The organism is Pseudomonas sp. B35(2017), from assembly GCF_002113645.1.
GTDB lineage: Bacteria > Pseudomonadota > Gammaproteobacteria > Pseudomonadales > Pseudomonadaceae > Aquipseudomonas > Aquipseudomonas ekonensis.
The window spans coordinates 90,952-112,945 of record NZ_NEIZ01000017.1; the positions used below are offsets into that span (position 1 = coordinate 90,952).

General features: G+C 65.0%; 13 protein-coding genes and 1 pseudogene. 8 read left to right on the top strand and 6 right to left on the bottom strand.

Annotated elements, in window-relative coordinates:
- Window positions 1-54: 54 nt before the first annotated feature.
- The 4 genes and pseudogenes from CAG41_RS22895 to CAG41_RS29280 all read left to right on the top strand — a co-directional run bounded on the left by CAG41_RS22895 (window position 55) and on the right by CAG41_RS29280 (window position 2,618).
- Entirely contained in the window at window positions 55-285 is a 231-nt protein-coding gene (locus tag CAG41_RS22895; RefSeq protein ID WP_085585344.1) for a hypothetical protein, read from the top strand.
- Window positions 282-581 (top strand): cell division protein ZapA, encoded by a 300-nt coding sequence (locus CAG41_RS22900; protein WP_085585342.1) that lies wholly within the window; start codon window positions 282-284, stop codon window positions 579-581. The genes CAG41_RS22895 and CAG41_RS22900 overlap by 4 nt, the downstream gene beginning before the upstream one ends.
- Before the next feature lie 144 nt (window positions 582-725).
- Window positions 726-1,751: pseudogene (locus CAG41_RS29275) on the top strand (cache domain-containing protein); the annotation flags it as partial.
- A 135-nt stretch (window positions 1,752-1,886) separates the two neighbouring features.
- Window positions 1,887-2,618 (top strand): methyl-accepting chemotaxis protein, encoded by a 732-nt coding sequence (locus CAG41_RS29280; RefSeq protein WP_371857108.1) that lies wholly within the window; start codon window positions 1,887-1,889, stop codon window positions 2,616-2,618.
- Window positions 2,619-2,724: 106 nt separating this feature from the next.
- Here the strand turns inward: CAG41_RS29280 and CAG41_RS22910 are convergent, their stop codons facing one another.
- Together CAG41_RS22910 and putA are read right to left on the bottom strand one after the other, a co-directional pair.
- Window positions 2,725-4,527: an acyl-CoA dehydrogenase gene (locus CAG41_RS22910; RefSeq protein WP_085707502.1), complete on the bottom strand. Its 1,803-nt coding sequence runs from the start codon at window positions 4,525-4,527 to the stop codon at window positions 2,725-2,727.
- 143 nt (window positions 4,528-4,670) lie between these two features.
- Complete coding sequence (putA, locus tag CAG41_RS22915) at window positions 4,671-8,624, bottom strand: trifunctional transcriptional regulator/proline dehydrogenase/L-glutamate gamma-semialdehyde dehydrogenase (RefSeq protein WP_085707503.1); 3,954 nt, start codon at window positions 8,622-8,624, stop codon at window positions 4,671-4,673.
- Between the two features lie 458 nt (window positions 8,625-9,082).
- Here putA and putP point away from each other — a divergent pair, with 458 nt between their 5' ends.
- From putP to CAG41_RS22935, 4 genes are all read left to right on the top strand, one after another.
- Window positions 9,083-10,567 carry a sodium/proline symporter PutP gene (gene putP / locus CAG41_RS22920; RefSeq protein WP_085585334.1) on the top strand — a complete coding sequence of 495 codons (1,485 nt, stop codon included), beginning with the start codon at window positions 9,083-9,085 and terminating at the stop codon, window positions 10,565-10,567.
- A 362-nt stretch (window positions 10,568-10,929) separates the two neighbouring features.
- Window positions 10,930-12,945, top strand: a complete 2,016-nt coding sequence (locus tag CAG41_RS22925; protein ID WP_085707504.1) for a type VI secretion system tip protein VgrG — start codon at window positions 10,930-10,932, stop codon at window positions 12,943-12,945.
- A complete protein-coding gene (locus CAG41_RS22930; protein WP_085585330.1) occupies window positions 12,890-13,636 on the top strand; it encodes a DUF4123 domain-containing protein in 747 nt (248 codons plus the stop codon). Before CAG41_RS22925 ends, CAG41_RS22930 begins: the two co-directional genes overlap by 56 nt.
- A 97-nt stretch (window positions 13,637-13,733) precedes the next feature.
- Window positions 13,734-14,573, top strand: coding sequence for a 23S rRNA (adenine(2030)-N(6))-methyltransferase RlmJ (locus CAG41_RS22935; RefSeq protein ID WP_085585328.1), 840 nt, complete (start codon window positions 13,734-13,736; stop codon window positions 14,571-14,573).
- Between the two features lie 54 nt (window positions 14,574-14,627).
- On the opposite strand, the gene msrA is transcribed toward CAG41_RS22935, so the two are convergent.
- From msrA to aceF, 4 genes are all read right to left on the bottom strand, one after another.
- The gene (msrA, locus tag CAG41_RS22940) at window positions 14,628-15,293 is read right to left on the bottom strand and encodes a peptide-methionine (S)-S-oxide reductase MsrA (RefSeq protein WP_085585326.1); all 666 of its coding nucleotides are present in this window, start codon (window positions 15,291-15,293) and stop codon (window positions 14,628-14,630) included.
- 119 nt (window positions 15,294-15,412) lie between these two features.
- A complete protein-coding gene (locus CAG41_RS22945; RefSeq protein ID WP_085585324.1) occupies window positions 15,413-18,109 on the bottom strand; it encodes a GGDEF and EAL domain-containing protein in 2,697 nt (898 codons plus the stop codon).
- Window positions 18,110-18,345: 236 nt separating this feature from the next.
- Entirely contained in the window at window positions 18,346-19,743 is a 1,398-nt protein-coding gene (locus tag CAG41_RS22950) for an alkaline phosphatase D family protein (protein ID WP_085707505.1), read from the bottom strand.
- Window positions 19,744-20,021: 278 nt separating this feature from the next.
- Window positions 20,022-21,983: a dihydrolipoyllysine-residue acetyltransferase gene (gene aceF / locus CAG41_RS22955; RefSeq protein WP_085707506.1), complete on the bottom strand. Its 1,962-nt coding sequence runs from the start codon at window positions 21,981-21,983 to the stop codon at window positions 20,022-20,024.
- Window positions 21,984-21,994: the final 11 nt, after the last annotated feature.

The following is a 21,994-nucleotide window of genomic DNA, read 5'->3' on the forward strand; positions in this document are numbered from 1 at the left end:
CACGGTGACTTTTCTTTATCGTACGCGCCCTTTGAAAAATGCCTGGAAATCAAAATGTTGGAAGCCTCCCTCAGCCAATTGGAACAGCTCGTCAGCGACCTGGTGCAACAGAACCAGACCCTTTCGCACACCAACCAGTCCCTGACCGCGGAACTGGCCCAGGCCAAGGATGAAAACGAAAGCCTGCAACTGAGCCTGATGGAGCAGGAAGAGAAGCACGGCGCCACCGCCGCCCGCATCCAGGCGTTGGTCGACCGGGTCAACGCAGGTCCGGTCAGCGTATGAGCCACGGAGCCGGGGTAAAGGTCATCTCCATTCTCGGGGAAGACTATTCGATCAAGGCACCGGCCGGGGAAGAACAGACCCTGATGGACGCGGCCATGATGCTCAAGGCCGCGCTGGCCGACACCAAGCGCAAGTACCCGACCCTGATCGGCGACCGCCTGCTGGTGCTGGCGGCGATGAACCTGTGCTCGCAGCAGATCGAAATGAAGAAGCAGCACCAGCAGGAACTCGAGCGTTACCAAGAGCAAGTCAGCGCCACGGTCGAGACCATCGCCAAGACCATCCACCAGGGTTGATGGCCTGAGCACAACCTGGGAATAAGATTGTCGATTGAGCTGTATACAATCGGCACGGCTGTTGCAGTGTTTCAGCCTCTTATTCCTCGGGGGTGATCCATGCAGTTCTGGCGGCGCAGTATTCAGTGGCAGTTGATCCTCGGCATGGGCACCGCCCTGCTGGTCAGCATTCTGATCGTGGTCGGTATTTATACCCTGGTGGTCAACCGCCTCGCCCAGAGCTATCTGGTGGAACAGGCGCTGCCGTCGAGCATCGAGGCGACGCGCAACGACATCGAACGCATCCTCGTCCAGCCGCTGACGGCCGCCAAGGACATCGCCAGCAACCAGATGGTGCGCGACTGGCTCGCCAACGGCGAAGACAGCAGCCAAACGGCAGCCTTCGTGCAGTATCTGGAAGGCATCCGCGCCGAACATAAAGCATTCACGGCGTTGATCGTCGGTACCGCCTCCAACCATTACCTCACCGAAAAAGGCCTGGACCGCACCCTCAGCCGCTCCAACCCGGCCGATGCCTGGTTCTATGCCTTTCTGGACAGCGGCCAGCCGCGCACCCTCAACATCGACAAGGACGGCGCCACCGGCGAGCTGGCGCTGTTCATCGACCTCAAGGTCGAGCAGGCCGGCAAGACGGTGGGCGTGGCGGGGCTCGGGCTGAGCATGAAAGAGCTGTCGCAGCTGATCCACGACTTCAGCTTCGGCGAGCGTGGCAAGGTCTATCTCGTGCGTTCCGACGGTCTGATCCAGGTGCACCCCGAGGCGCAGTTCAGCGGCAAGCGCACGCTGAGCGAGCAGATCGGCGCAGGTGCCGCGCAAGCCGTGCTGGGCCAGAAGACCGCGGTGAACGCCACCTTCAGGCGCGATGGCGAAGATTTCCTCGCCTTCAGCCTGCCGCTGCGCGATCTGGGCTGGACGCTGGTGGCCGAAGTGCCGCAGTCGCAGATCTACGCCGAGGCCCGCCGGGCGATGTGGATGAGCAGCGGCATCGGCGTCGCGGTGGCGCTGCTGTGCCTGGCGCTGGTGGTGTGGCTGGCCCAGGGATTGGTGCGGCCGATCCGTCAGGTAACAGCGGCATTGGTAGCGATCGGTAGCGGTGGTGGAGATTTGACCCATCGGTTAGATTCCAGCCGGGCCGATGAGCTGGGCGACCTCGCCCGCGGCTTCAACCGTTTCCTGGACAGCCAGCGCGCCATGATCGGCGAAGTGCTGACCACCAGCGAAAGCCTGCGCGTCGCCGTCGGCCAGGTTGCCCGGGTGGTGGACAACACCGCCGAGCGTTCCGGCCGCCAGCAGGAAATGACCGACATGGTCGCCACCGCCGTCCACGAAATGGGCCTCACCGTGCAGGAGATCGCGCAGAACGCCGGCAATGCCGCGCTCGCCTCGCAGACCGCCCGCGACGAGGCTCAGCAGGCGCAGGAAGTGGTCGGCGGCTCAATCCGCCATATCGAAAGCATGTCCGACGAGATCGGTGTCGCGGCCGGCGCGGTCGGCGAGCTGGCCCAGCAGGTGGCGTCCATCGATCAGGTGCTGGCGGTGATCCGCGGCGTGTCCGAGCAGACCAACCTATTGGCGCTCAACGCCGCCATCGAAGCGGCTCGCGCCGGAGACATGGGCCGAGGGTTTGCGGTGGTGGCCGATGAGGTGCGCACGCTGGCGCGGCGCACCCAGGCCTCCACCGACGAGATCCAGCAGATGATCGGCAGCCTCAAGCAAGGCGCGGAAAACGCCGTCTCGTCGATGCGCTCCGGCCAGGCCGCCACCGGCACCGGGGTCGAGTCGAGCCAGCGCACCGGCGCGTCGCTGACCGCTATCACCGGGCAGGTGGAACGCATCAGCGACATGAACCATCAGGTGGCGACGGCGACCGAAGAGCAGTCGGCGGTGACCGAAGAGATCAACCGCAACGTTCAGGGCATTTCCGATCTGGCCCGGGCCACGGCGGGAGAGGTCAGGGCGTGCCGCGAGGACTGCCAGATGCTGCGGCGCCTGGCCGATGACCTGGCGCGGCAGATGGGCGGGTTCAAGCTGAGTTGATGGGGTCGACGCCATCGCCAGCAGGCTGGCTCCCACCTTGGAACGCGTTCTCCTGTGGGAGCCAGCCTGCTGGCGAATGGCGCTCAACCACCACACATGACTTGGATCAGAACCAGGCGTCCTGCATGGCCAGGCAGGTATCGTCCCGAGCCTCCAGCAAGGTCAGCTCATGGTGGCACCCCGGCACCTCCCAGGTCAGGAAATACCGCGCCGCCTGCAGCTTGCCCTTATAGAAGTCGGCGTCCGCCGCATTGCCCTTGGCCAGGCCTTCCTCGGCACGGATCGACTGCTCCAGCCAACGCCAGCCGATCACCGCGTGGCCGAACACTTTCAGGTACAGCGCCGAATTCGCCAGGCTGCCGTTGACCTTGCCCTGGGCCAGGTCGGTCAGCAATCCGAGGGTCACGCCTTGCAGGCGGGCCACCAGTTTCTCCAACGGCTCACGCAGCGGCGTGAGCGCATCGAACGCTTGGGCGCGTTCGGCGGTGTCGGCGATCAGGCGGATCAGTTGCTTGAGCCCCGCGCCGCCGTTCTGCGCCAGTTTGCGCCCGAGCAGGTCGAGGGACTGGATGCCATGGGTGCCTTCGTGGATCGGGTTCAGGCGGTTGTCGCGGTAATACTGCTCCACCGGGTATTCACGGGTGTAGCCGTGGCCGCCGAGGATCTGGATCGCCAGTTCGTTGGCCTTCAGGCAAAACTCCGACGGCCAGGATTTGACGATCGGCGTCAGCAGGTCCAGCAGCTCATGGGCCTGCTTGCGCCCGTCTTCGGTCTCGAGCGTGGTGGTGTCGTCGAACAGTCGGGCGGCGTACAGGCCGAGGTCGAAGGCGCCTTCCACATAGGCCTTCTGGGTCAGCAGCATGCGCCGCACGTCCGCGTGGCGGATGATCGCCACCGGCGCCGTGGTCGGATCCTTGCTGTCCGGCAGCCGCCCTTGCGGCCGTTCGCGGGCGTATTCCAGCGAATAGAGGTAGCCGGCGTAACCGAGCATCACCGCGCCCATGCCGACGCCGATCCGCGCCTCGTTCATCATCTGGAACATGTAGCTCAGGCCGTGGTGCGGCTTGCCCACCAGATAGCCGACGCACTCGCCGTTGTCGCCGAAGTTCAGCGCCGTGGAGGTGGTGCCGCGCCAGCCCATCTTGTGGAACAGCCCGGCCAGCAGCACGTCGTTGCGTTTGCCGAGGCTGCCGTCGTCGTTGACCAGGAACTTGGGCACGATGAACAGCGAAATGCCTTTCACGCCCGGCGGCGCGTCCGGCAGCTTGGCCAGCACCATGTGCACGATGTTTTCCGACAGCGGATGGTCGCCGCCGGAAATGAAGATCTTGTTGCCCTTCAGGCGGTAGGTGCCGTCGGCCGCCGGTTCGGCGCGGGTGCGGATGTCCGACAGCGACGAGCCGGCGTGGGGCTCGGTCAGGGCCATGGTGCCGAAGAAGCGGCCGTCGATCATCGGCTCCAGGAAGCGCTGCTTCTGCTCCTCGGTGCCGAAGCTTTCGATCAGGTTGGCCGCGCCCATGGTCAGGAACGGGTACGAGGTGGTCGCCGCGTTGGCCGACTGGAAATGCGCGAAGCAGGCCTGGGACAGCAGCGTCGGCAACTGCATGCCGCCGGCCTCGAAACTGCGCGCCGCATTGAGGAAGCCGGCCTCCAGGAACGCGTCCACCGCCGGCTTCACTTCAGGAATCAGGATCGCCTGGCCGTTCTCGTAGCGCGGTTCGTTCTCGTCGCCCTTGCGGTTGTGCGGCGCAAAGCGCTGCTCGGCGATGCTGCGGGCGGTGTCGATGGCGGCGTCGAAGGTTTCGCGGCTGTGTTCGGCAAACCGCTCGCGCCGGGTCAGGCCTTCGGCGTCGAGGACTTCGTACAGCTCGAAAGCCAGATTGCGGGAACTGAGCAGCGTCTCGGACATGGCGGCCTACCTGTATTTGGAATGGATCGAGTCTAGGTGTGCGAATAAAGGCTGAACAGGAAGATTGATAACGGTGATGGAGAGGCAAAAAAAATGGGCGCCGGTGAGAGCGCCCATTTTTATGTGGCTGGCAGAGTCGCTGATTAACCGATAGTCATCAGACTGGCGTTGCCGCCCGCCGCGGCGGTGTTGACGCTCAACGCCCGCTCGATCACCAGACGCTCCAGCGCAATGTTGGTCTCGCCCTGGGACAGGCCCTGGACGCCGACGATCGCGCCGCTGCGCTTGGCCACCTGCTCGCACACCGCGCGCAGCTGGTCGGAATGACCGTGGTGCAGCACGGCGTCGAACACCGTCTCGTCCTTGTTCCAGTCGGCCACGCGCTTGATCCGCGCCTGAATGTCCTTCGGCAGGCGTGCGAACAATGCCTTGCTGGTGTCGGACTCCGGCCAAACCGCCGAGCCGCCCACCGCCAGCACCGCGGCCAGCTGGGTCAGCAGGTCGCCTTCGATGTCCGCCAGGCACAGCACGTGCTCGCGCGGCAGGATCGTGTAGCTGTTGCGCTCGCCGGTCGGGCCGGCCAGCACGCGGGTGATGCCGCTCTGCGATTGGGCGCCGTACTGCACGCACAGGGTGCTGAGGTCAGCGTACTGGTTGCTGTCGGCCCAGGTCTTCAGGGCGGCCAGCGGCTTGGCCATGGCGTCGCGCAGGCGCACGTCCGGCGCGTTGGTCGCGTCGCCGCGGGCGAACGACTGCCCGATGGCGTCGGCCGGGCGGGTGGACAGCAGGCGGTACAGGTACAGCGGGCCGCCGGCTTTCGGGCCGGTGCCCGACAGGCCTTCGCCGCCGAACGGCTGGACGCCGACCACGGCGCCGACGATGTTGCGGTTGACGTAGACGTTACCGGCGTTGACGTTGTCGATCACCTTGGCGATGGTCTCGTCGATGCGGGTGTGCACGCCCAGGGTCAGGCCGTAGCCGGAGGCGTTGATCTGGCCGATCAGCTGGTCGATGTCCTTGCGCTTGTAGCGCACCACGTGCAGCACCGGGCCGAAGATTTCGCGCTGCAGCTCGTCGAAGCTTTCCAGCTCGATCAGGGTCGGCATGACGAAGGTGCCGCGCTTGACTTCCTCGGCGTCGGCGATGGCCACCTGGTACACGCTGCGGCCTTTGTCGCGCATGCCCTGGATGTGCTTCTCGATGCCGGCCTTGGCTTCGGCGTCGATCACAGGGCCGATGTCCACGGCCAGGCGCTCAGGGTTGCCGAGACGGGATTCGGCCATCGCGCCCTTGAGCATTTCGATGACGCGGTCGGCGGAGTCTTCCTGCAGGCACAGCACGCGCAGGGCCGAGCAACGCTGGCCGGCGCTGTCGAACGCCGAGGACACCACGTCGATCACCACCTGTTCGGTCAGCGCCGAAGAGTCGACGATCATCGCGTTCTGGCCGCCGGTCTCGGCGATCAGCGGGATCGGACGGCCCTGGTTGTCCAGGCGGCCGGCGATGTTGCGCTGCAGCAGGCGCGCCACCTCGGTGGAGCCGGTGAACATCACGCCTTTGACGCGCTCGTCGCCCACCAGGCCGGCGCCGACGGTTTCGCCGCGGCCCGGCAGCAGTTGCAGCACGCCTTCCGGAATCCCGGCTTCGAGCAGCAGGCGCACGGCCTGGGCGGCCACCAGCGGGGTCTGTTCGGCCGGCTTGGCCAGCACCGGGTTACCGGCGGCCAGCGCGGCGGCGACCTGGCCGCTGAAGATCGCCAGCGGGAAGTTCCACGGGCTGATGCACACCACAGGGCCCAGCGGACGGTGGGCGTCGTTGCTGAAGTCGTTGCGGGCCTGCACGGCGTAGTAGCGCAGGAAGTCGACGGCTTCGCGGACTTCGGCGATGGCGTTGGCGAAGGTCTTGCCGGCTTCGCGGGCCAGCAGGCCCATCAGCGGCTGGATCTCGGCTTCCATCAGGTCGGCGGCGCGCTCGAGGATCGCGGCGCGTTCGGCCGGCGGGGTGGCCTGCCAGATCGGCGCGGCGCTCAGGGCGCACTGGATCGCATTGTTGACGTCGTCGACGGTGGCTTCCTGCACGTGGCCGACCACGTCGCGGTGGTCCGCCGGGTTCAGCACCGGCGCCGGCGCTTCGTTGCTGGAGGCGCAGCCGAGCATCGGCGCGGCTTTCCAGTTGTTGTGCGCGGTGGCCAGCAGGGCGCAGGACAACGACGCCAGACGGTGTTCGTTGGCCATGTCGATGCCGCTGGAGTTGGCGCGCTCGGAGCCGTACAGGTCACGCGGCAGCGGAATGCGCGGGTGCGGCAGGCCGAAGCCGCCTTCCACGGTGGCCATCTGCTCGATGCTTGCGACCGGATCGGCCACCAGTTCCTGGATCGAGATCGACTGGTCGGCGATGCGGTTGACGAACGAGGTGTTCGCGCCGTTTTCCAGCAGGCGGCGCACCAGGTAGGCGAGCAGGGTCTCGTGGGTGCCGACCGGGGCGTACACGCGGCACGGACGGTTCAGCTTGCCTTCGGCGACCTTGCCCACGACTTGTTCGTACAGCGGTTCGCCCATGCCGTGCAGGCACTGGAACTCGTACTGGCCCGGGTAATAGTTCTGGCCGGCGATGTGGTAGATGGCCGACAGCGTGTGGGCGTTGTGGGTGGCGAACTGCGGGTAGATGACTTCCGGCACCGACAGCAGTTTGCGGGCGCAGGCGATGTAGGAAACGTCGGTGTACACCTTGCGGGTGTAGACCGGGTAGCCTTCCAGGCCTTCGAGCTGGGCGCGCTTGATCTCGCTGTCCCAGTACGCGCCTTTCACCAGGCGGATCATCAGGCGGTGGCGGCTGCGGCGCGCCAGGTCGATGACGTAGTCGATCACGTACGGGCAGCGCTTCTGATAGGCCTGGATCACGAAGCCGATGCCGTTCCAGCCGGTCAGCTGCGGCTCGAAGCACAGGCGTTCCAGCAGGTCCAGCGACAGTTCGAGGCGGTCGGCCTCTTCGGCGTCGATGTTCAGGCCGATGTCGTACTGCTTGGCCAGCAGGGTCAGCGACAGCAGGCGCGGGTACAGCTCGTCCATCACGCGCTCGTACTGGGCGCGGCTGTAGCGCGGGTGCAGGGCGGACAGCTTGATCGAGATGCCCGGGCCTTCATAGATCCCACGGCCGTGGGAGGCTTTGCCGATCGAGTGGATGGCTTGTTCGTACGAGGCCAGGTACTTCTGGGCGTCGTGTTCGGTCAGCGCGGCTTCGCCGAGCATGTCGTAGGAGTAGCGGAAGCCCTTGGCTTCGAACTTGCTCGCGTTGGCCAGCGCTTCGGCGATGGTTTCGCCGGTGACGAACTGCTCGCCCATCAGGCGCATGGCCATGTCCACGCCCTTGCGGATCATCGGCTCGCCGCTCTTGCCGATGATGCGGCTCAGGGACGAGGTCAGGCCCGCTTCGTTGTGGGTGGAGACCAGCTTGCCGGTCAGCAGCAGGCCCCAGGTGGCGGCGTTGACGAACAGCGACGGGCTGTTGCCCAGATGCGGCTGCCAGTTGCCGGTGCTGATCTTGTCGCGGATCAGGGCGTCGCGGGTGCCCTTGTCCGGGATGCGCAGCAGCGCTTCGGCCAGGCACATCAGCGCCACGCCTTCCTGGGACGACAGGGAGAATTCCTGCAGCAGGCCCTGGACGATGCCGGCACGGCCGCCGGCGCTCTTCTGGTTGCGCAGTTTTTCCGCGATGGTCGCGGCGAGCTTGTTGGTGGCTTCGGCCATCGGCGCCGGCAGGCGGGCCTGTTCGATCAGCATCGGCACCACTTCCGGCTCGGGGCGGCGGTAGGCGGCGGTGATCGCGGCGCGCAGCACCGATTGCGGCAGGATGCTTTCGGCGAATTCGAGGAAGCATTGGTGGGCATGGTCCACGTGGACTTCGCCCGCGTCATCGGCGTCCTTGACGGCCAGGCCGTTGAGCTCGTTCAGGGTTGCACCACCCTCGAGTTTTTCCAGGTAATTGAAAATCGCCTGTTTGATCAGCCAGTGCGGCGTGCGGTCAATCGAGGTCGCGGCGGCTTTCAGGCGCTCGCGGGTCGGGTCGTCGAGTTTGACCCCAAGGGTGGTGGTAGCCATATTCTTATCCTCATAGGTGCCGCAATTGCGCGGCAACAGCTGGCGGCAAGATTAGCTGTGGCCCGGAAGAGGTGCAACCGGGTGCAACCCATTTTTTGTCGGAATTATCGGCAGCTCGTCAGGAATTATTTTCTGGCTTGAAGTGACCGCTCTAGCGTGCTGCTTTCGCGGGGGCGTCGTGCAGACAATGCGCCAGGCTGGGGGCAAAAACAGCCGTTTCGTCCGAAAAAGCGATGTAGGTGCAACTGATTCCCAAGAAACAGGTTGCACCTGTTCTGTTTTGTTGCATAGGATTCGCGCCCTAGGTGCAACCGGGACAACCCGGTGCATCGGCCGATGGCTTTCCTGGGGAAACATCGGTCATAAATGCGCGGCCGTGCATTTCGTCCTTCAGGCGTCAGTCTGCAGACGGTGCAACCGCCGCCGCTACATAAAAACAAAGCCAGGGCCGAAACGTAATGAGCGCAAGCAATCCAACACTGATCACGTTCGTGATCTACATCGCAGCAATGGTGCTGATCGGCTTCATGGCCTATCGCTCCACCAACAACCTCTCCGACTACATTCTTGGCGGCCGCAGCCTCGGCAGCGTCGTGACGGCCCTGTCCGCCGGTGCCTCCGACATGAGCGGCTGGCTGCTGATGGGCCTGCCGGGCGCCATCTACATGTCCGGCCTGTCCGAAAGCTGGATCGCCATCGGCCTGATCGTCGGCGCCTACCTGAACTGGCTGTTCGTCGCCGGCCGCCTGCGGGTGCAGACCGAGCACAACGGCGATGCGCTGACCCTGCCGGACTACTTCGCCAGCCGTTTCGAAGACAAGAGCGGCCTGCTGCGGATCATCTCGGCGGTGGTGATCCTGGTGTTCTTCACCATCTATTGCGCGTCCGGCATCGTGGCCGGCGCCCGCCTGTTCGAAAGCACCTTCGGCATGTCCTACGAGACCGCGCTGTGGGCCGGCGCTGCGGCGACCATCGCCTACACCTTCGTCGGCGGCTTCCTGGCGGTGAGCTGGACCGACACCGTCCAGGCCACCCTGATGATCTTCGCCCTGATCCTCACGCCGATCATCGTGCTGCTGGCCACCGGCGGCGTGGACACCACGTTCCTGGCCATCGAGGCCAACGACCCGAGCAACTTCGACATGCTCAAGGGCACCACCTTCATCGGCATCATCTCGCTGATGGGCTGGGGCCTGGGCTACTTCGGCCAGCCGCACATCCTGGCGCGCTTCATGGCCGCCGACTCGGTGAAATCCATCGCCAACGCCCGCCGCATCTCCATGACCTGGATGATCCTGTGCCTGGGCGGCACCGTGGCGGTGGGCTTCTTCGGCATCGCTTACTTCTCGGCCAACCCGGCCGTGGCCACTCCGGTCAGCGAGAACCATGAGCGTGTGTTCATCGAACTGGCCAAGCTGCTGTTCAACCCGTGGATCGCCGGTGTGCTGCTGTCGGCCATCCTGGCGGCGGTGATGAGCACGCTGAGCTGCCAGCTGCTGGTGTGCTCGAGCGCCCTGACCGAAGACTTCTACAAGACCTTCCTGCGCAAGTCCGCTTCGCAGCTGGAACTGGTGTGGGTCGGCCGCGCCATGGTGCTGCTGGTGGCGCTGATCGCCATCGCCATGGCGGCCAACCCGGAAAACCGCGTGCTGGGTCTGGTGTCCTACGCCTGGGCCGGTTTCGGTGCGGCGTTCGGCCCTGTCGTGCTGATTTCGGTGATCTGGAAGGGCATGACCCGCAACGGCGCCCTGGCCGGCATCCTGGTCGGCGCGGTGACCGTGATCGTGTGGAAGCATTTCGAACTGCTGGGCCTGTACGAAATCATCCCGGGCTTCATCTTCGCCAGCCTGGCGATCTACCTGGTCAGCCTGATGGGCCAGCCGAGCGCCGGCATGGTTCAGCGCTTCGAGGCGGCCGAGCAGGATTACCACCTGAACAAGTGAGGGCGGCGGGCTGAGCCTCAGCCCATTGCCTGACCTGAAACGGCCCGTCTCCCCCCCGGAGGCGGGCCGTTTTTCATGCCTGCAATTTTTCAAGAGTATTGGAGAACCCTGTGGGAGCTGGCTTGCCAGCGATGGCGGCGTGTCGGTCAGCGAACAGTCGAATCTGCCGACCTCATCGCTGGCAAGCCAGCTCCCACAGATTCAGCGATGTATTTGAGGGATGTGTCTGTAGTTGAAAGCGCTGATTTTTGAAGGGGAGATCGAAGTTTCAAGTAGGGCAAATCTGATTTTCCTGTCACTGGCTCTCCAGTCTTGGCCCCTCATGCAGAATCGCCCGCCTTCATTCTGCAGAGACACATCGGATGTTCGCGCCTGCCCATCAACCGCGTTTCACGTTGACCCTCGAAGGCGCCCACTATGACCTCAAAGTGCTTGAGTTCACGGGCAAGGAAGCCATCAGCCAACCTTTTCGCTTCGACCTGGAACTGGTCAGCGAACGACCGGACCTGGATCTCGAAAGCCTGCTGCACCGTCAGGCGTTTCTGAATTTCGGTGTGCAAGGATCCGGCATCCACGGTCAGATCCATCGCGTCGGCCAGGGGGATTCGGGCAAGCGGCTGACCCGCTATCACGTCAGCCTCGTTCCGCGCCTGGCGTACCTCGGGCACCGAATCAACCAACGGATCTTCCAGCGGCAGAGCGTCCCGCAGATCGTGGCGCAAGTGCTCAAGGATCACGGGATCCTGCGCGATGCCTTCGAATTCCGTCTGGGCAGCGAATACCCGCCCCGGGAATACTGCGTGCAATACGCCGAAAGCGACCTGACGTTCATTCAGCGGCTGTGCGGCGAAGTCGGCATTCACTTCCACTTTCAGCACAGCCCGGAAGGGCATCTGCTGGTGTTCGGCGATGACCAGACCGTGTTTCCCCGTCTGGCCGGGGCGACGCCCTACCTGCCGGGCAGCGGCATGGCCGCCGCGGCGCCGGCGGTCAAGCGCCTGAGTGTCCGGGTCGAGACCCGCACCAGCGTGGTCACCCGCCGTGACTACGATTTCGAAAAGCCGCAGCTGTCCCTGGAGGCCCGGGTCGACAGCGAGCAGCGGCCGGTGCTGGAGGACTATCACTTTCCCGGCCAGTTCACCGAGCGGGAGGCCGGCAAACGAATGGCCCGGCGAACCCTGGAGCGGCACCTGGCCGACCACTGCCTGGCGGAGGGGCACAGCGACGAATCCGCGTTGCTCAGCGGACATTTCCTGCAACTGATCGAGCATCCACGCCAGGACTGGAACGACCTGTGGCTGTTGACCGCCGTCGAGCACCGGGGGCGCCAGCCACAGGTGCTGGAGGAATCGGTCACCAGCGACGGGGAAGCGTTCCAGGGTTACCGCAACACTTTTCTCGCCACGCCGTGGGACGTCTTCTTCCGCCCGTCAGCGGTTCCGGAAAAACCGCGGATGTCAGGCTACCAGCCGGCGGTCGTCACCGGGCCGAAAGACAGCGAGATCCACTGCGACGAGTACGGGCGGATCAAGGTGCAACTGGCCTGGGACCGGGACGGCGAACTCAATGAGCATTCCAGTTGCTGGCTGCGGGTCGCCACCGGTTGGGCCCACGACCGCTACGGCAGCGTGCTGATCCCGCGGGTCGGCATGGAAGTGCTGGTGGGGTTCGTCGATGCCGACGCGGACAAGCCGCTGGTCATGGGCTGCCTGCCGAACGCCGCCACCCCAGTGCCGCTGGAGCTTCCGGCAGACAAGACCCGCAGTGTGTTCCGCAGCCAGAGCAGCCCCGGCGGCGGGGGCTACAACGAACTGCGCATCGAGGACCGCAAGGGCGCCGAGGAAATCTACCTGCGCGCCCAGCGCAACTGGACGCAGCATGTGCTGCACGACCAACAGGTGCGGGTGGACAACCAGCGCAGCGTCGTCGTCACCGGTCTGGCGAAGCACGAACTGAAGGCCGACGAACAGCGCATCACCCACGGCCGGCGCCAGGCCGAGGTGAAGCAGGACGACCACCTCACGGTGACCGGCGACCGGCATGTCCGCGTGAGCAGTCAGGCGTTCAGCGCCAGTGCACAGTTCCACGTCAGCGCCGGCCAGCAGGTGGTGATCGACGGCGGCGCCAGCGCGACGATCCAGGCGGGCGGACAGTGGATCAATATCGGCCCCGGCGGGATCTTCAGCAGCGTGCCGATCCAGGTGGGCGGCGCGCCGATGGCGCCGATGGCGGCGGCCCCGGCGGTGGCGGGGCAGGCGGCGGGGTTGGCGACAGCGCCGGCGGCGATCCTGACCGCCGCGCAAATCATGAGCCTGAAAAGTGATGCGCCGTTCTGCGAAGAGTGCGAGCGGTGCAAGGAGGGAATCTGTGCGACCTGATCAATGGCTGGCGGCTGAGCCGCTGAAGCCTTCGGAACAGTTGTTTGCGGTGTTGAGCGGTGCCAGCGCGGGAGAGCCGCTCAAGGCTTGGCCCTCGCAGGCGCCGACACCGGTCTGGGCGGAAACGGCATTTTCCGAGTGGGAAGCGGTAATGCCTTACGTGGGAGTCGTTGCCGCCGACAGTGAGTTTCTGGAATGGGCGGCGAGCACCGAGTCTGAGGATTGGGGGTGGCTGGGGGTGTCCTCGGCAAGCCTTGAAGAAGTGGCCGCGCATCTTTGCAGCCTGACGCAAGTGCTTCTGTCGGATGGGCGCCCGGCGTTCTTCCGGTTCTGGGACGGGCGCTTCCTATTGCCGATCCTGGCGTCGCCTGAGGTCGATGCGGAGACGCTGCTGGCGGTCTTCGGGCGTGCCCTGGTCAATGGCCGGGCGGTGACGGTCGGTGGCCGGGGGCAAGCCTCGGGGTGTGCCTTTCCTTGGTGGCGGGTGCCGCAAGGGCTGCTGGCGTCGTTCGGCGGCGATGTCCGGATGCGCAACGCTTTGCAGTGGCTGAACGAGGCGCATCCGGCGCTGGCCCAGGCATTTCCGGCCGATGTGCTGCGCCACAAGGTCGCAAGGTTTTATCGGGTTTCGGTGTCGCAAGAGGCGTCGGAAACGGCGCTGCTGGATTACCTGTTGGAGGAAACGCAGTGAGGTTGGCGGGCGAGGGGCCTTAGCGGCCCGTTCGGCTGCGGCCCCCTGACTTGCCGCCCGGTAAAAGGTAAACTTTGCGGCCCTCGCAGGAGCCACCATGAATTATCGTCACGCCTTCCATGCCGGCAACCACGCCGATGTGTTCAAACACCTGACCTTGACCCGCCTCATCGCCCTGATGTCGCGCAAGGAGCAGCCGTTTGCCTATCTCGACAGCCACGCCGGCATCGGCCTGTATGACCTGCAGGGCGATCAGGCCAACCGCACCGGCGAATACCTGGAAGGCATCGCACGGTTGTGGAACCAGCCTGACCTGCCGGCGCTGACCGCCGACTACATGCAGGTGCTGCACGAGATGAACCCGGACGGCCAGCTGCGCTACTACCCCGGCTCGCCGGAACTGGCGCGGCGCCTGACCCGGCCGCAGGACCGGGTGTTGCTCAACGAGAAGCACCCGCAGGACGGCGTGCTGCTCAAGGACAACATGAAGGGCGACCGTCGGGTGGCGGTGCACCTGGGCGAAGGCTGGCACGTGGCGCGGGCGCTGCTGCCGGTGGCCGAAAAACGTGCGGTGATGCTGATCGATCCGCCGTTCGAGAAGCTCGACGAGATGCAGCGCTGCGCCGCTTCCCTGAAAGAGGCGATCTCGCGGATGCGTCAGACCGTGGCGGCGATCTGGTACCCGGTGAAGGACCAGCGCGCCCTGCGCCGTTTCTACCAGGATCTGGCCGGCACCGGCGCACCGAAACTGCTGCGGGTCGAACTGCTGGTGCATCCCCTGGACACGCCCAACAGCCTGAACGGCTCGGGACTGGCGATCGCCAATCCGCCGTGGGGGCTGGAAGAGGAGTTGCGCGAGCTGCTGCCGTGGCTGTCCAAGAAGCTTGGGCAGACCCAGGGCGGCTGGCAGATGGATTGGTTGATCGCCGAGAGCTGATCAACATTTAACCAGTTGTGGCGAGGGAGCAACGCCCTCGCCACGGTTTCAAGCTTAGTTGCCCGCCAGGCTCGGCGGCATGCACACGCCGGTGCCGCCGATTCCGCAGTAGCCTTCCGGGTTCTTCGCCAGGTACTGCTGGTGATAGGCCTCGGCGAAGTACACGGTCGGGGCCTGCTCGATCTCGGTGCTGATCTCGCCCAGGCCGGCCTTGTTCAGCTCGGCCTGGTACACGGCCTTGCTCTTGTTCGCCGCATCCAGCTGCTCCGGGGTGGTGGCGTAGATCACCGAACGGTACTGGGTGCCGATGTCGTTGCCCTGGCGCATGCCCTGGGTCGGGTTGTGCAGTTCCCAGAACATGTTCAGCAGGTCCTGGTAGCTGACTTTCGCCTTGTCGAACACCACCAGCACCACTTCGGCGTGAGCGGTCAGGCCCGAGCAGACTTCTTCGTAGGTCGGGTTCGGCGTGTAGCCGCCGGCGTAGCCGACCACGGTGCTGACCACGCCCTCGCGCTGCCAGAAGCGGCGCTCGGCGCCCCAGAAGCAACCCAGGCCGAAAATGGCGAACTCGACATCGTCGAAGAACGGGCCGAGCAGCGGGGTGTCTTTGAAGACGAAATGGTTTTCGGGCAGGGCCATCGGGGTTTCGCGGCCGGGCAGGGCTTGATCTTGAGTCGGTAGCACGTTTTTGTTCACCAGAATTTCCGAGCGCAGAACCATGATCGTTCCTCTCAGTCAGGATGGGATGTTCAATCAGCAGACCGCCAGTGTGCCCAATGATGCCGAGTTAATCACTAGCCAAACGATGTGGGATTGGCCCATCCGGGCCGGGGCAGGGCTTACAGGGACAGCGGGCCGCGCGGGTAGCGCTTGAGCGTGCCGATCAGTTCGGCGCCGGGGATCGGCCGGTCGAACAGGTAGCCCTGGCCGACGTCGCAGCGGTGGCGGCGCAGGAACGCCAGCTGCTCGGCGGTCTCGATGCCTTCGGCCACCACCTTCAGCTTCAGGTTGTGGGCCATGGCGATCACGGCGGAAGTGATTTCCATGTCGTCCTGGTTGTCCGGGATCTCATGGATGAAGCTGCGGTCGATCTTGATGATGTCGATCGGGAATTTCTTCAGGTAGCTGAGCGACGAGTAGCCGGTGCCGAAGTCGTCCATGGCCAGGGTCAGGCCCAGGCGCTTGAGCTGGTCGAGCTGCAGGTGGGTGTCTTCGGTGGCCTCCAGCAGCAGGCCTTCGGTCAGTTCCAGTTCCAGCAGGTTGGCCGGCAGCGCTTCTTCCTTGAGGATGTTGGCGATGGACGCCACCAGGTCCGGGTCGGAGAACTGCTTGGGCGACAGGTTGATCGCCACCTGCAGGTTGCCCAGGCCGGCGGCGGTCAGGGCCTTGCTCATGCGGCAGGCCTGGCGGGCGATCCATTTGCCGATCGGGATGATCAGCCCGGTTTCTTCGGCGACGCTGATGAACTGATCCGGGCGGATCATGCCGCGCTCCGGGTGGTTCCAGCGCAGCAGCGCTTCCATGCCCAGCAGCCGGCCGCTGCGCAGGCACAGCTTGGGCTGGTAGAACACGTCCAGTTCGTTCTGGGTCAGGGCCCGGCGCAGGTTGTTCTCGACGAACAGCTTGTAGCTGGCCTCGGCGTTCAAGGCTTCGGTGAACACCTGCACCTGATGCTTGCCGTTGGCCTTGGCCTTGTGCAGCGCCAGGCCCGCGTTGCGCATCAGGGTCTGCGGATCGCGGCCGTGCAGCGGCGCGCTGGCCAGGCCCACGGAACCGGTGACGCTGATCAGCTGGTTGTCGACGAACATCGGTTTGTCGAGGGTCATCAGCAGCTGGCTGGCGATCTGTTGGCCGGCCTCAAGGTCGGTGTTGTCCAGCAGCACCGCGAATTCGTTGCTGGCGAACCGCGCCAGGCTGCCGCTCGGGCTCAGGCTGTTGCGCAGGCGCCGGGCCAGGCTGATCAGCAGCTTGTCGCCGGTCTGGTGGCCGAGGCTGTCGTTGATCCGCTTGAAGTTGTCGATGTCCACCAGCAGCAGGCTGATCGGGGTATCGCTGTCTCGGGCGAAGCGCTCGTCCAGGTTGCGGATGAACGCGGGGCGGTTGCCCAGGTTGGTCAGGTTGTCGGTGTAGGCCAGGCGTTCGATGCGCTGCTGCGCCAGCTTGCTCTGGGTGATGTCTTCGTAGATGCCGATGTAATGGGTCAACTCGCGGTTGTCGCCGTAGACCTTGGAGATCGACAGTTGCCCCCAGTACGGTTCGAGGTTCTTGCGCCGGCTCTTGAATTCGCCCTGCCAACTGTTGCTCTTGGCCAGCGCCGACGGCGCGTCGAACAGCAGCTCGCTGAGGTTTTCCAGGGCCGGCAGCTCAGACAGGCGCTGGCCGTGGACTTCCTCGGTGGTGTACTGGGTGATGGCGGTGAAGCTGGGGTTGACGTACTCGACCACGCCTTCGCAGTTGACCAGCAGAAAGGCGTTGGCGCTCTGCTCGACCGCTCGCTGGAACAGGTGCAGGGCGCTGGTGGCGGTGCGTCGGTTGTGGTTGTTGATGACTTGGGCGAACTGGTCGGCCAGTTCGCCGGCAAAGGCGATCTCGTCGGATTGCCAGGCGCGGGTCACGCCGGTCTGCTCCAGGCAGAGCACGCCGACCACCTGGCCGTCGACCCGGATGCTGGCGTCGAGCATCGCATTGACGTCGCGCGGGCGCAGGGCTTCGGCCATGTCGCGGGTGCGCGGGTCGTGCATCGCATTGTGGGCGTCGATGGCGCGGCTGCTGTGCAGCGCCTCCATGTAGTCGGGGAAACCGCTGACGTCGATCACGTCCGGCAGCAGGTATTCCTGGCTGGCGCGGTGGTAGGCCGAGATCGGCACCAACTGTTGGCCTTCGAGGTTCCACAGGCTGGCGCAGTCGATCTCATAGATGTCGCAGGCGCAGCGGGTGATCAGTTCGGCCGCTTCCTGCAGCGAGTTGTGGCTGCTGTAGCGCTGGCGGGCCAGCAGCAGGATCAGGTCCTGCTGGGCGCGCACCCGCTCCAGGTGCTGCAGTTGTTCCTGCTGGGCGCGCTGGTTGAGTTCCAGGGCGATCTGCAGGCGTGAGTTCTGGGTTTCCAGGTCGACGGAGGGCAGCGCCGGCACGTCGTCGAACACATCGTCGACCACCAGCAGGTAACCGCGCAGCAGATGGCGGTTGTGCTGTTTGTAGGCCTCGCCCAGTTCCAGCACGCTCAGCACGCCGGCGGCGGTGTGCAGGGTGTAGCGCACCAGGTAATGGGGGCTCGCGCTCAGTTGCTGCTGGATCGTGTCGTGCAGCTGATAGCGCGCCTCCGGCTCCATCAGGCTGGCGTAGGGCGAGCCGACCAGGGCGCAGAGCTCGACGGCCGGCTGGCCGAACTGGCGTTCGCAGTTGGGGTCGAGGAACAGCATCGCCCAGCTCGCTTCATTCAGGCGCTCGAAACGCAGCATGCCGAGCCGCGAGGGCACAGGCAACTGCGTCACTACCTCGGCCACCATACGGCTGGCGGCATCGGGTTGGCTCTTCATGAAGGGAACTCGCTTGGAAATATGCTGAACGCGCCGGGCTCTCGCCCTCTTTACTGTTGCCTGCGGCAAGGTTGCATCATTGCGGCACCGACTGACAAGAGAGATGAAGGCCAAGTGCTATAAGAATGTGTCGGCTGACCGGCGCATTTCTCCAGCGGGCCGCGAAAAACAATCCGGGGGTGGCGCAAGAGTGCCGTCCCAGAGCCTTTTGCTCACGGAACGGCAGTGCTGGCGGATCAGCGCAGCGGGATGCTGACCGACTGCAGACGCTTGCCGTCGCGGTCGTGATAGTGAACCTGCAGACGGTTGGCCTCCACCACCAGGTGGGCGAAATTGTCCTGGCTGATCACCTGACCGGTCAGTTCATGTCGGTAATCGCCGGTCGCGGTGCAGGCCAGCGGCTTGTCGAGGATGAAGGTGGACGCCTTGGCGTAGGGCAACAGCATGCTGTTGTGCAGCGGCGAGGACACGACGGTGTGCACCTCGAAGTCCGGATCTTCGCTGTGGCTCAGGCGGGCGGTCAGCGAGCCGTGCACGTCGCCGCTGACGAACACGACATTCTCGATCCTGTGCCGGCGGATGGTCTCCAACAGGCGCAGGCGCTGCTCGGGGAAACCCATCCAGGCATCGTCGCCGTTGAGCTTGCGGTCCGGGTAGAACATCACGCTGGTGACCACGAACTTCACCCGCGCCGGGCTGTGGATCAGCCACTTGAGCAGGGCCTGCTCCTGTTCCTCGTCGAGGATGCGCCGGTCGCCGGCTGCCAGGTTGCGCCGGGTGCGGCTGTCGGTCACGAACCATTCGATGTCACCGTCGGCGAACCGATACCAATAGCGTTCGGGTTTCGCGCGATTGATTTGCGACTGTTCATCCAGCTCATGTGCCGGGCTATGGCTGACCTGGTAACTTTCGTAGGCGGCCATGGTATTGCGAAACAACGCGTGATCGTTCTTTGTGGCATTGGCCGGCCAGTTGTCTTCGATCTCGTGGTCATCGAGGATCATGTAAGTGGAAGTGCCGGACATTAGTTGCCGAATGTTCGGTTGAGAGAACGCAGTTCGATACTTTTTATGAATGTCCTCGTGTTCCCGATCCGGCGCGATCCGGTTCAGGTCATCGACATAGACTTGATCCCCGGTCATCAGCATGGCGCTCACCGGCGGTTGCGCATCATGGGCCAGCCGATGGATCGACGCGAAGATCCGGTCACCCAGAGCGGGCAGCGTGGCGATGCCGGCGGTCATCCGCAAGTAGCGGCACGAGCCCACGACATAGGCCCGGGGCTGCGACCGCTTGCCCGAGCGCGTACGCAGGCGATAGGTCGCCCTGGGCCATTGCAGCGGCAACTCCGCGACGCTCTCCACGGTGTGCGCCGGACTCATCGGGCTGAACCAGCCCGCCTGGTATTCGTGTTCGGTGTCTTCGCTCAAGTTGTTGAGCGCCACGACGCCTGACATGTCACTGCATGCATCGAGTTTGACGAAAGTTGCGTTTGACCAACGCGCTTCGCCGATCTTTCGATAGCGGACACCGGCAAATACCGGTGTGTTTCCATTGTGCTCGCCGCGAATGAATATCCGGGCGTGATGAGTTGTTACGTGACCGAGAATCGGCCCAACGGTCGGTTTGAACATGTTCGAATCCATTCGAATGTAGGTGGAACAAAAAGAAACAGGCAATGAAGTTTCTGGGTGAACTTTTGCGCGCCAAGGTTAGTTGCGGGGCTTAAAAAAATATCGACGGGAAGTCGACCCGGGCTGTGGCCGAAGTCAGCGTGGCTTGTGGGAATAAGCGCTGCGAAGGCGGGTATTCAGGGCAAAAAAAGCCCCGCCAAAGGCGGGGTTGAGGTACGGGCGTGTGGCGCCCGAAATCGTGCGGCGTTCGGCCCTCCGTGGCGGGAGGGCCGAGCGTTTTACAGCAGGATGGTGCGGATGTCCGCCAGCAGGCTGCCCAGGCGCTGGGTGAAGCGTGCGGCGGCGGCGCCGTTGATCACACGGTGATCGTAGGACAGCGACAGCGGCAGCATCAGCTTCGGCTGGAAGGCCTTGCCGTCCCAGACCGGCTGGATGGTTGCCTTGGAGACACCGAGGATCGCCACTTCCGGCGCGTTGACGATCGGCGTGAAGCCGGTGCCGCCAATGTGGCCGAGGCTGGAGATGGTGAAGCAGGCGCCCTGCATCTCGTCCGACGACAGCTTCTTGGTCCGGGCTTTCTCAGCCAGGGAAGCGGCTTCGGCAGCCAGTTGCAGCAGGCTCTTCTGGTCGACGTTCTTGATGACCGGCACCAGCAGGCCATCCGGGGTGTCGACGGCGAAGCCGATGTTCACGTACTTCTTGCGGATGATCGCCTTGCCGCTCGGGGCCAGCGAACTGTTGAAGTCCGGCAGTTCCTTGAGCAGGTGCGCGCAGGTCTTGAGCAGCAGCGGCAGGATGGTCAGCTTGACGCCGGCCTTCTCCGCAACGGCTTTCTGGGCGACGCGGAAGGCTTCCAGCTCGGTGATGTCCGCCGAGTCGAATTGCGTCACGTGCGGCACGTTCAGCCAGCTGCGGTGCAGGTTGGCGGCGCCGACCTGCATCAGGCGGGTCATCGGCACTTCTTCGATCTCGCCGAAGCGGCTGAAGTCCACGGCCGGGATCGGCGGGATGCCCGCGCCGCCGGTCGCGCCGGCAGCGGCGGCCGGGGCTTCCTTGGCCTTCTGCATCATGGCCTTGACGTAGACCTGCACGTCTTCCTTCAGGATGCGACCGTGCGGACCGCTCGGGCTCACGGCGCTCAGCTCGACGCCGAACTCGCGGGCCAGCTGACGCACGGCAGGACCTGCGTGAACCTTGGCGCCCGGTTTGGCTGGGGCGGCGACCGGAGCGGCAGCGGCAGGTGCAGCGGCAGCCGGAGCAGCAGCGGCTGGTGCCGGAGCGCTTGGGGCAGCAGCGGCAGCTGGAGCCGGGGCAGCAGCCGGAGCGGCGCCCTTGACCTTCAGCTTCAGGATCAGGTCGCCGGTGCCGACTTCGTCATCCAGCTTGATGGAGACGCTTTCCACCACGCCGGCGGCAGGCGATGGAATCTCCATGCTCGCCTTGTCGGATTCCAGGGTGATCAGCGACTGGTCGGCTTCGACGCTGTCGCCGGCCTTGACCAGCACTTCGATGATCTTGGCCTTGCCGGCCGAGCCGATGTCCGGAACGTGGATGTCCTGGACGCTGTCGGCCACCGGCGCCGCAGGGGCGGCAGCCGGGGCAGGCGCGGCAGCGGCGGGCGCCGGGGCTGCCGCCTGGGCCGGAGCGGCGGCAGGGGCCGCAGCGCCCGCCACTTCCAGGTCCAGGATCAGGTCGCCGGTGCCGACTTCGTCGTTGAGCTTGACGCTGATGGCCTTGACCACGCCAGCGGCGGGCGACGGGATCTCCATGCTCGCCTTGTCGGATTCCAGGGTGATCAGCGACTGGTCAGCCTCGACCTTGTCGCCGACCTTGACCTGGATCTCGATGATCTGGGCCTTGCCCGACGAACCGATGTCCGGCACGTGCACTTGCTGCACCGAAGCGGCAGCAGGGGCTGCAGCTGCCGCAGGGGCGGCAGCCGGTGCAGCGGCAGGCGCGGCGGCCGGAGCAGCAGGGGCGGCAGGCGCAGGGGCCGCAGCGGCGGCGCCCTCGACTTCCAGCTCCAGCAGCTCGTCGCCTTCCTTCAGGCGGTCGCCCAGCTTCACTTTCAGGCTTTTGATGACGCCGGCCTTCGGGGCCGGCACTTCCATGCTGGCCTTGTCCGATTCCAGGGTCAGGATGCTCTGGTCGGCTTCGATGCGGTCGCCGACCTTCACAAACAGTTCGATTACTTCACCTTCACCGCTGCCGATGTCAGGTACGCGAATGAGTTCGCTCACAGAGTTTCTCC

Excerpts from the sequence above, each read along its gene's own strand:
- CAG41_RS29280 (WP_371857108.1), top strand. The coding sequence starts at position 1,887 with ATGGTCGCCACCGCCGTCCACGAAATGGGCCTCACCGTGCAGGAGATC.
- CAG41_RS22900 (WP_085585342.1), top strand. The coding sequence starts at position 282 with ATGAGCCACGGAGCCGGGGTAAAGGTCATCTCCATTCTCGGGGAAGAC.
- CAG41_RS22945 (WP_085585324.1), bottom strand. The coding sequence starts at position 18,109 with ATGAAGAGCCAACCCGATGCCGCCAGCCGTATGGTGGCCGAGGTAGTG.
- CAG41_RS22935 (WP_085585328.1), top strand. The coding sequence starts at position 13,734 with ATGAATTATCGTCACGCCTTCCATGCCGGCAACCACGCCGATGTGTTC.
- msrA (WP_085585326.1), bottom strand. The coding sequence starts at position 15,293 with ATGGTTCTGCGCTCGGAAATTCTGGTGAACAAAAACGTGCTACCGACT.
- CAG41_RS22910 (WP_085707502.1), bottom strand. The coding sequence starts at position 4,527 with ATGTCCGAGACGCTGCTCAGTTCCCGCAATCTGGCTTTCGAGCTGTAC.
- CAG41_RS22925 (WP_085707504.1), top strand. The coding sequence starts at position 10,930 with ATGTTCGCGCCTGCCCATCAACCGCGTTTCACGTTGACCCTCGAAGGC.
- putP (WP_085585334.1), top strand. The coding sequence starts at position 9,083 with ATGAGCGCAAGCAATCCAACACTGATCACGTTCGTGATCTACATCGCA.
- CAG41_RS22950 (WP_085707505.1), bottom strand. The coding sequence starts at position 19,743 with ATGTTCAAACCGACCGTTGGGCCGATTCTCGGTCACGTAACAACTCAT.
- CAG41_RS22930 (WP_085585330.1), top strand. The coding sequence starts at position 12,890 with ATGCGCCGTTCTGCGAAGAGTGCGAGCGGTGCAAGGAGGGAATCTGTG.
- putA (WP_085707503.1), bottom strand. The coding sequence starts at position 8,624 with ATGGCTACCACCACCCTTGGGGTCAAACTCGACGACCCGACCCGCGAG.
- CAG41_RS22895 (WP_085585344.1), top strand. The coding sequence starts at position 55 with ATGTTGGAAGCCTCCCTCAGCCAATTGGAACAGCTCGTCAGCGACCTG.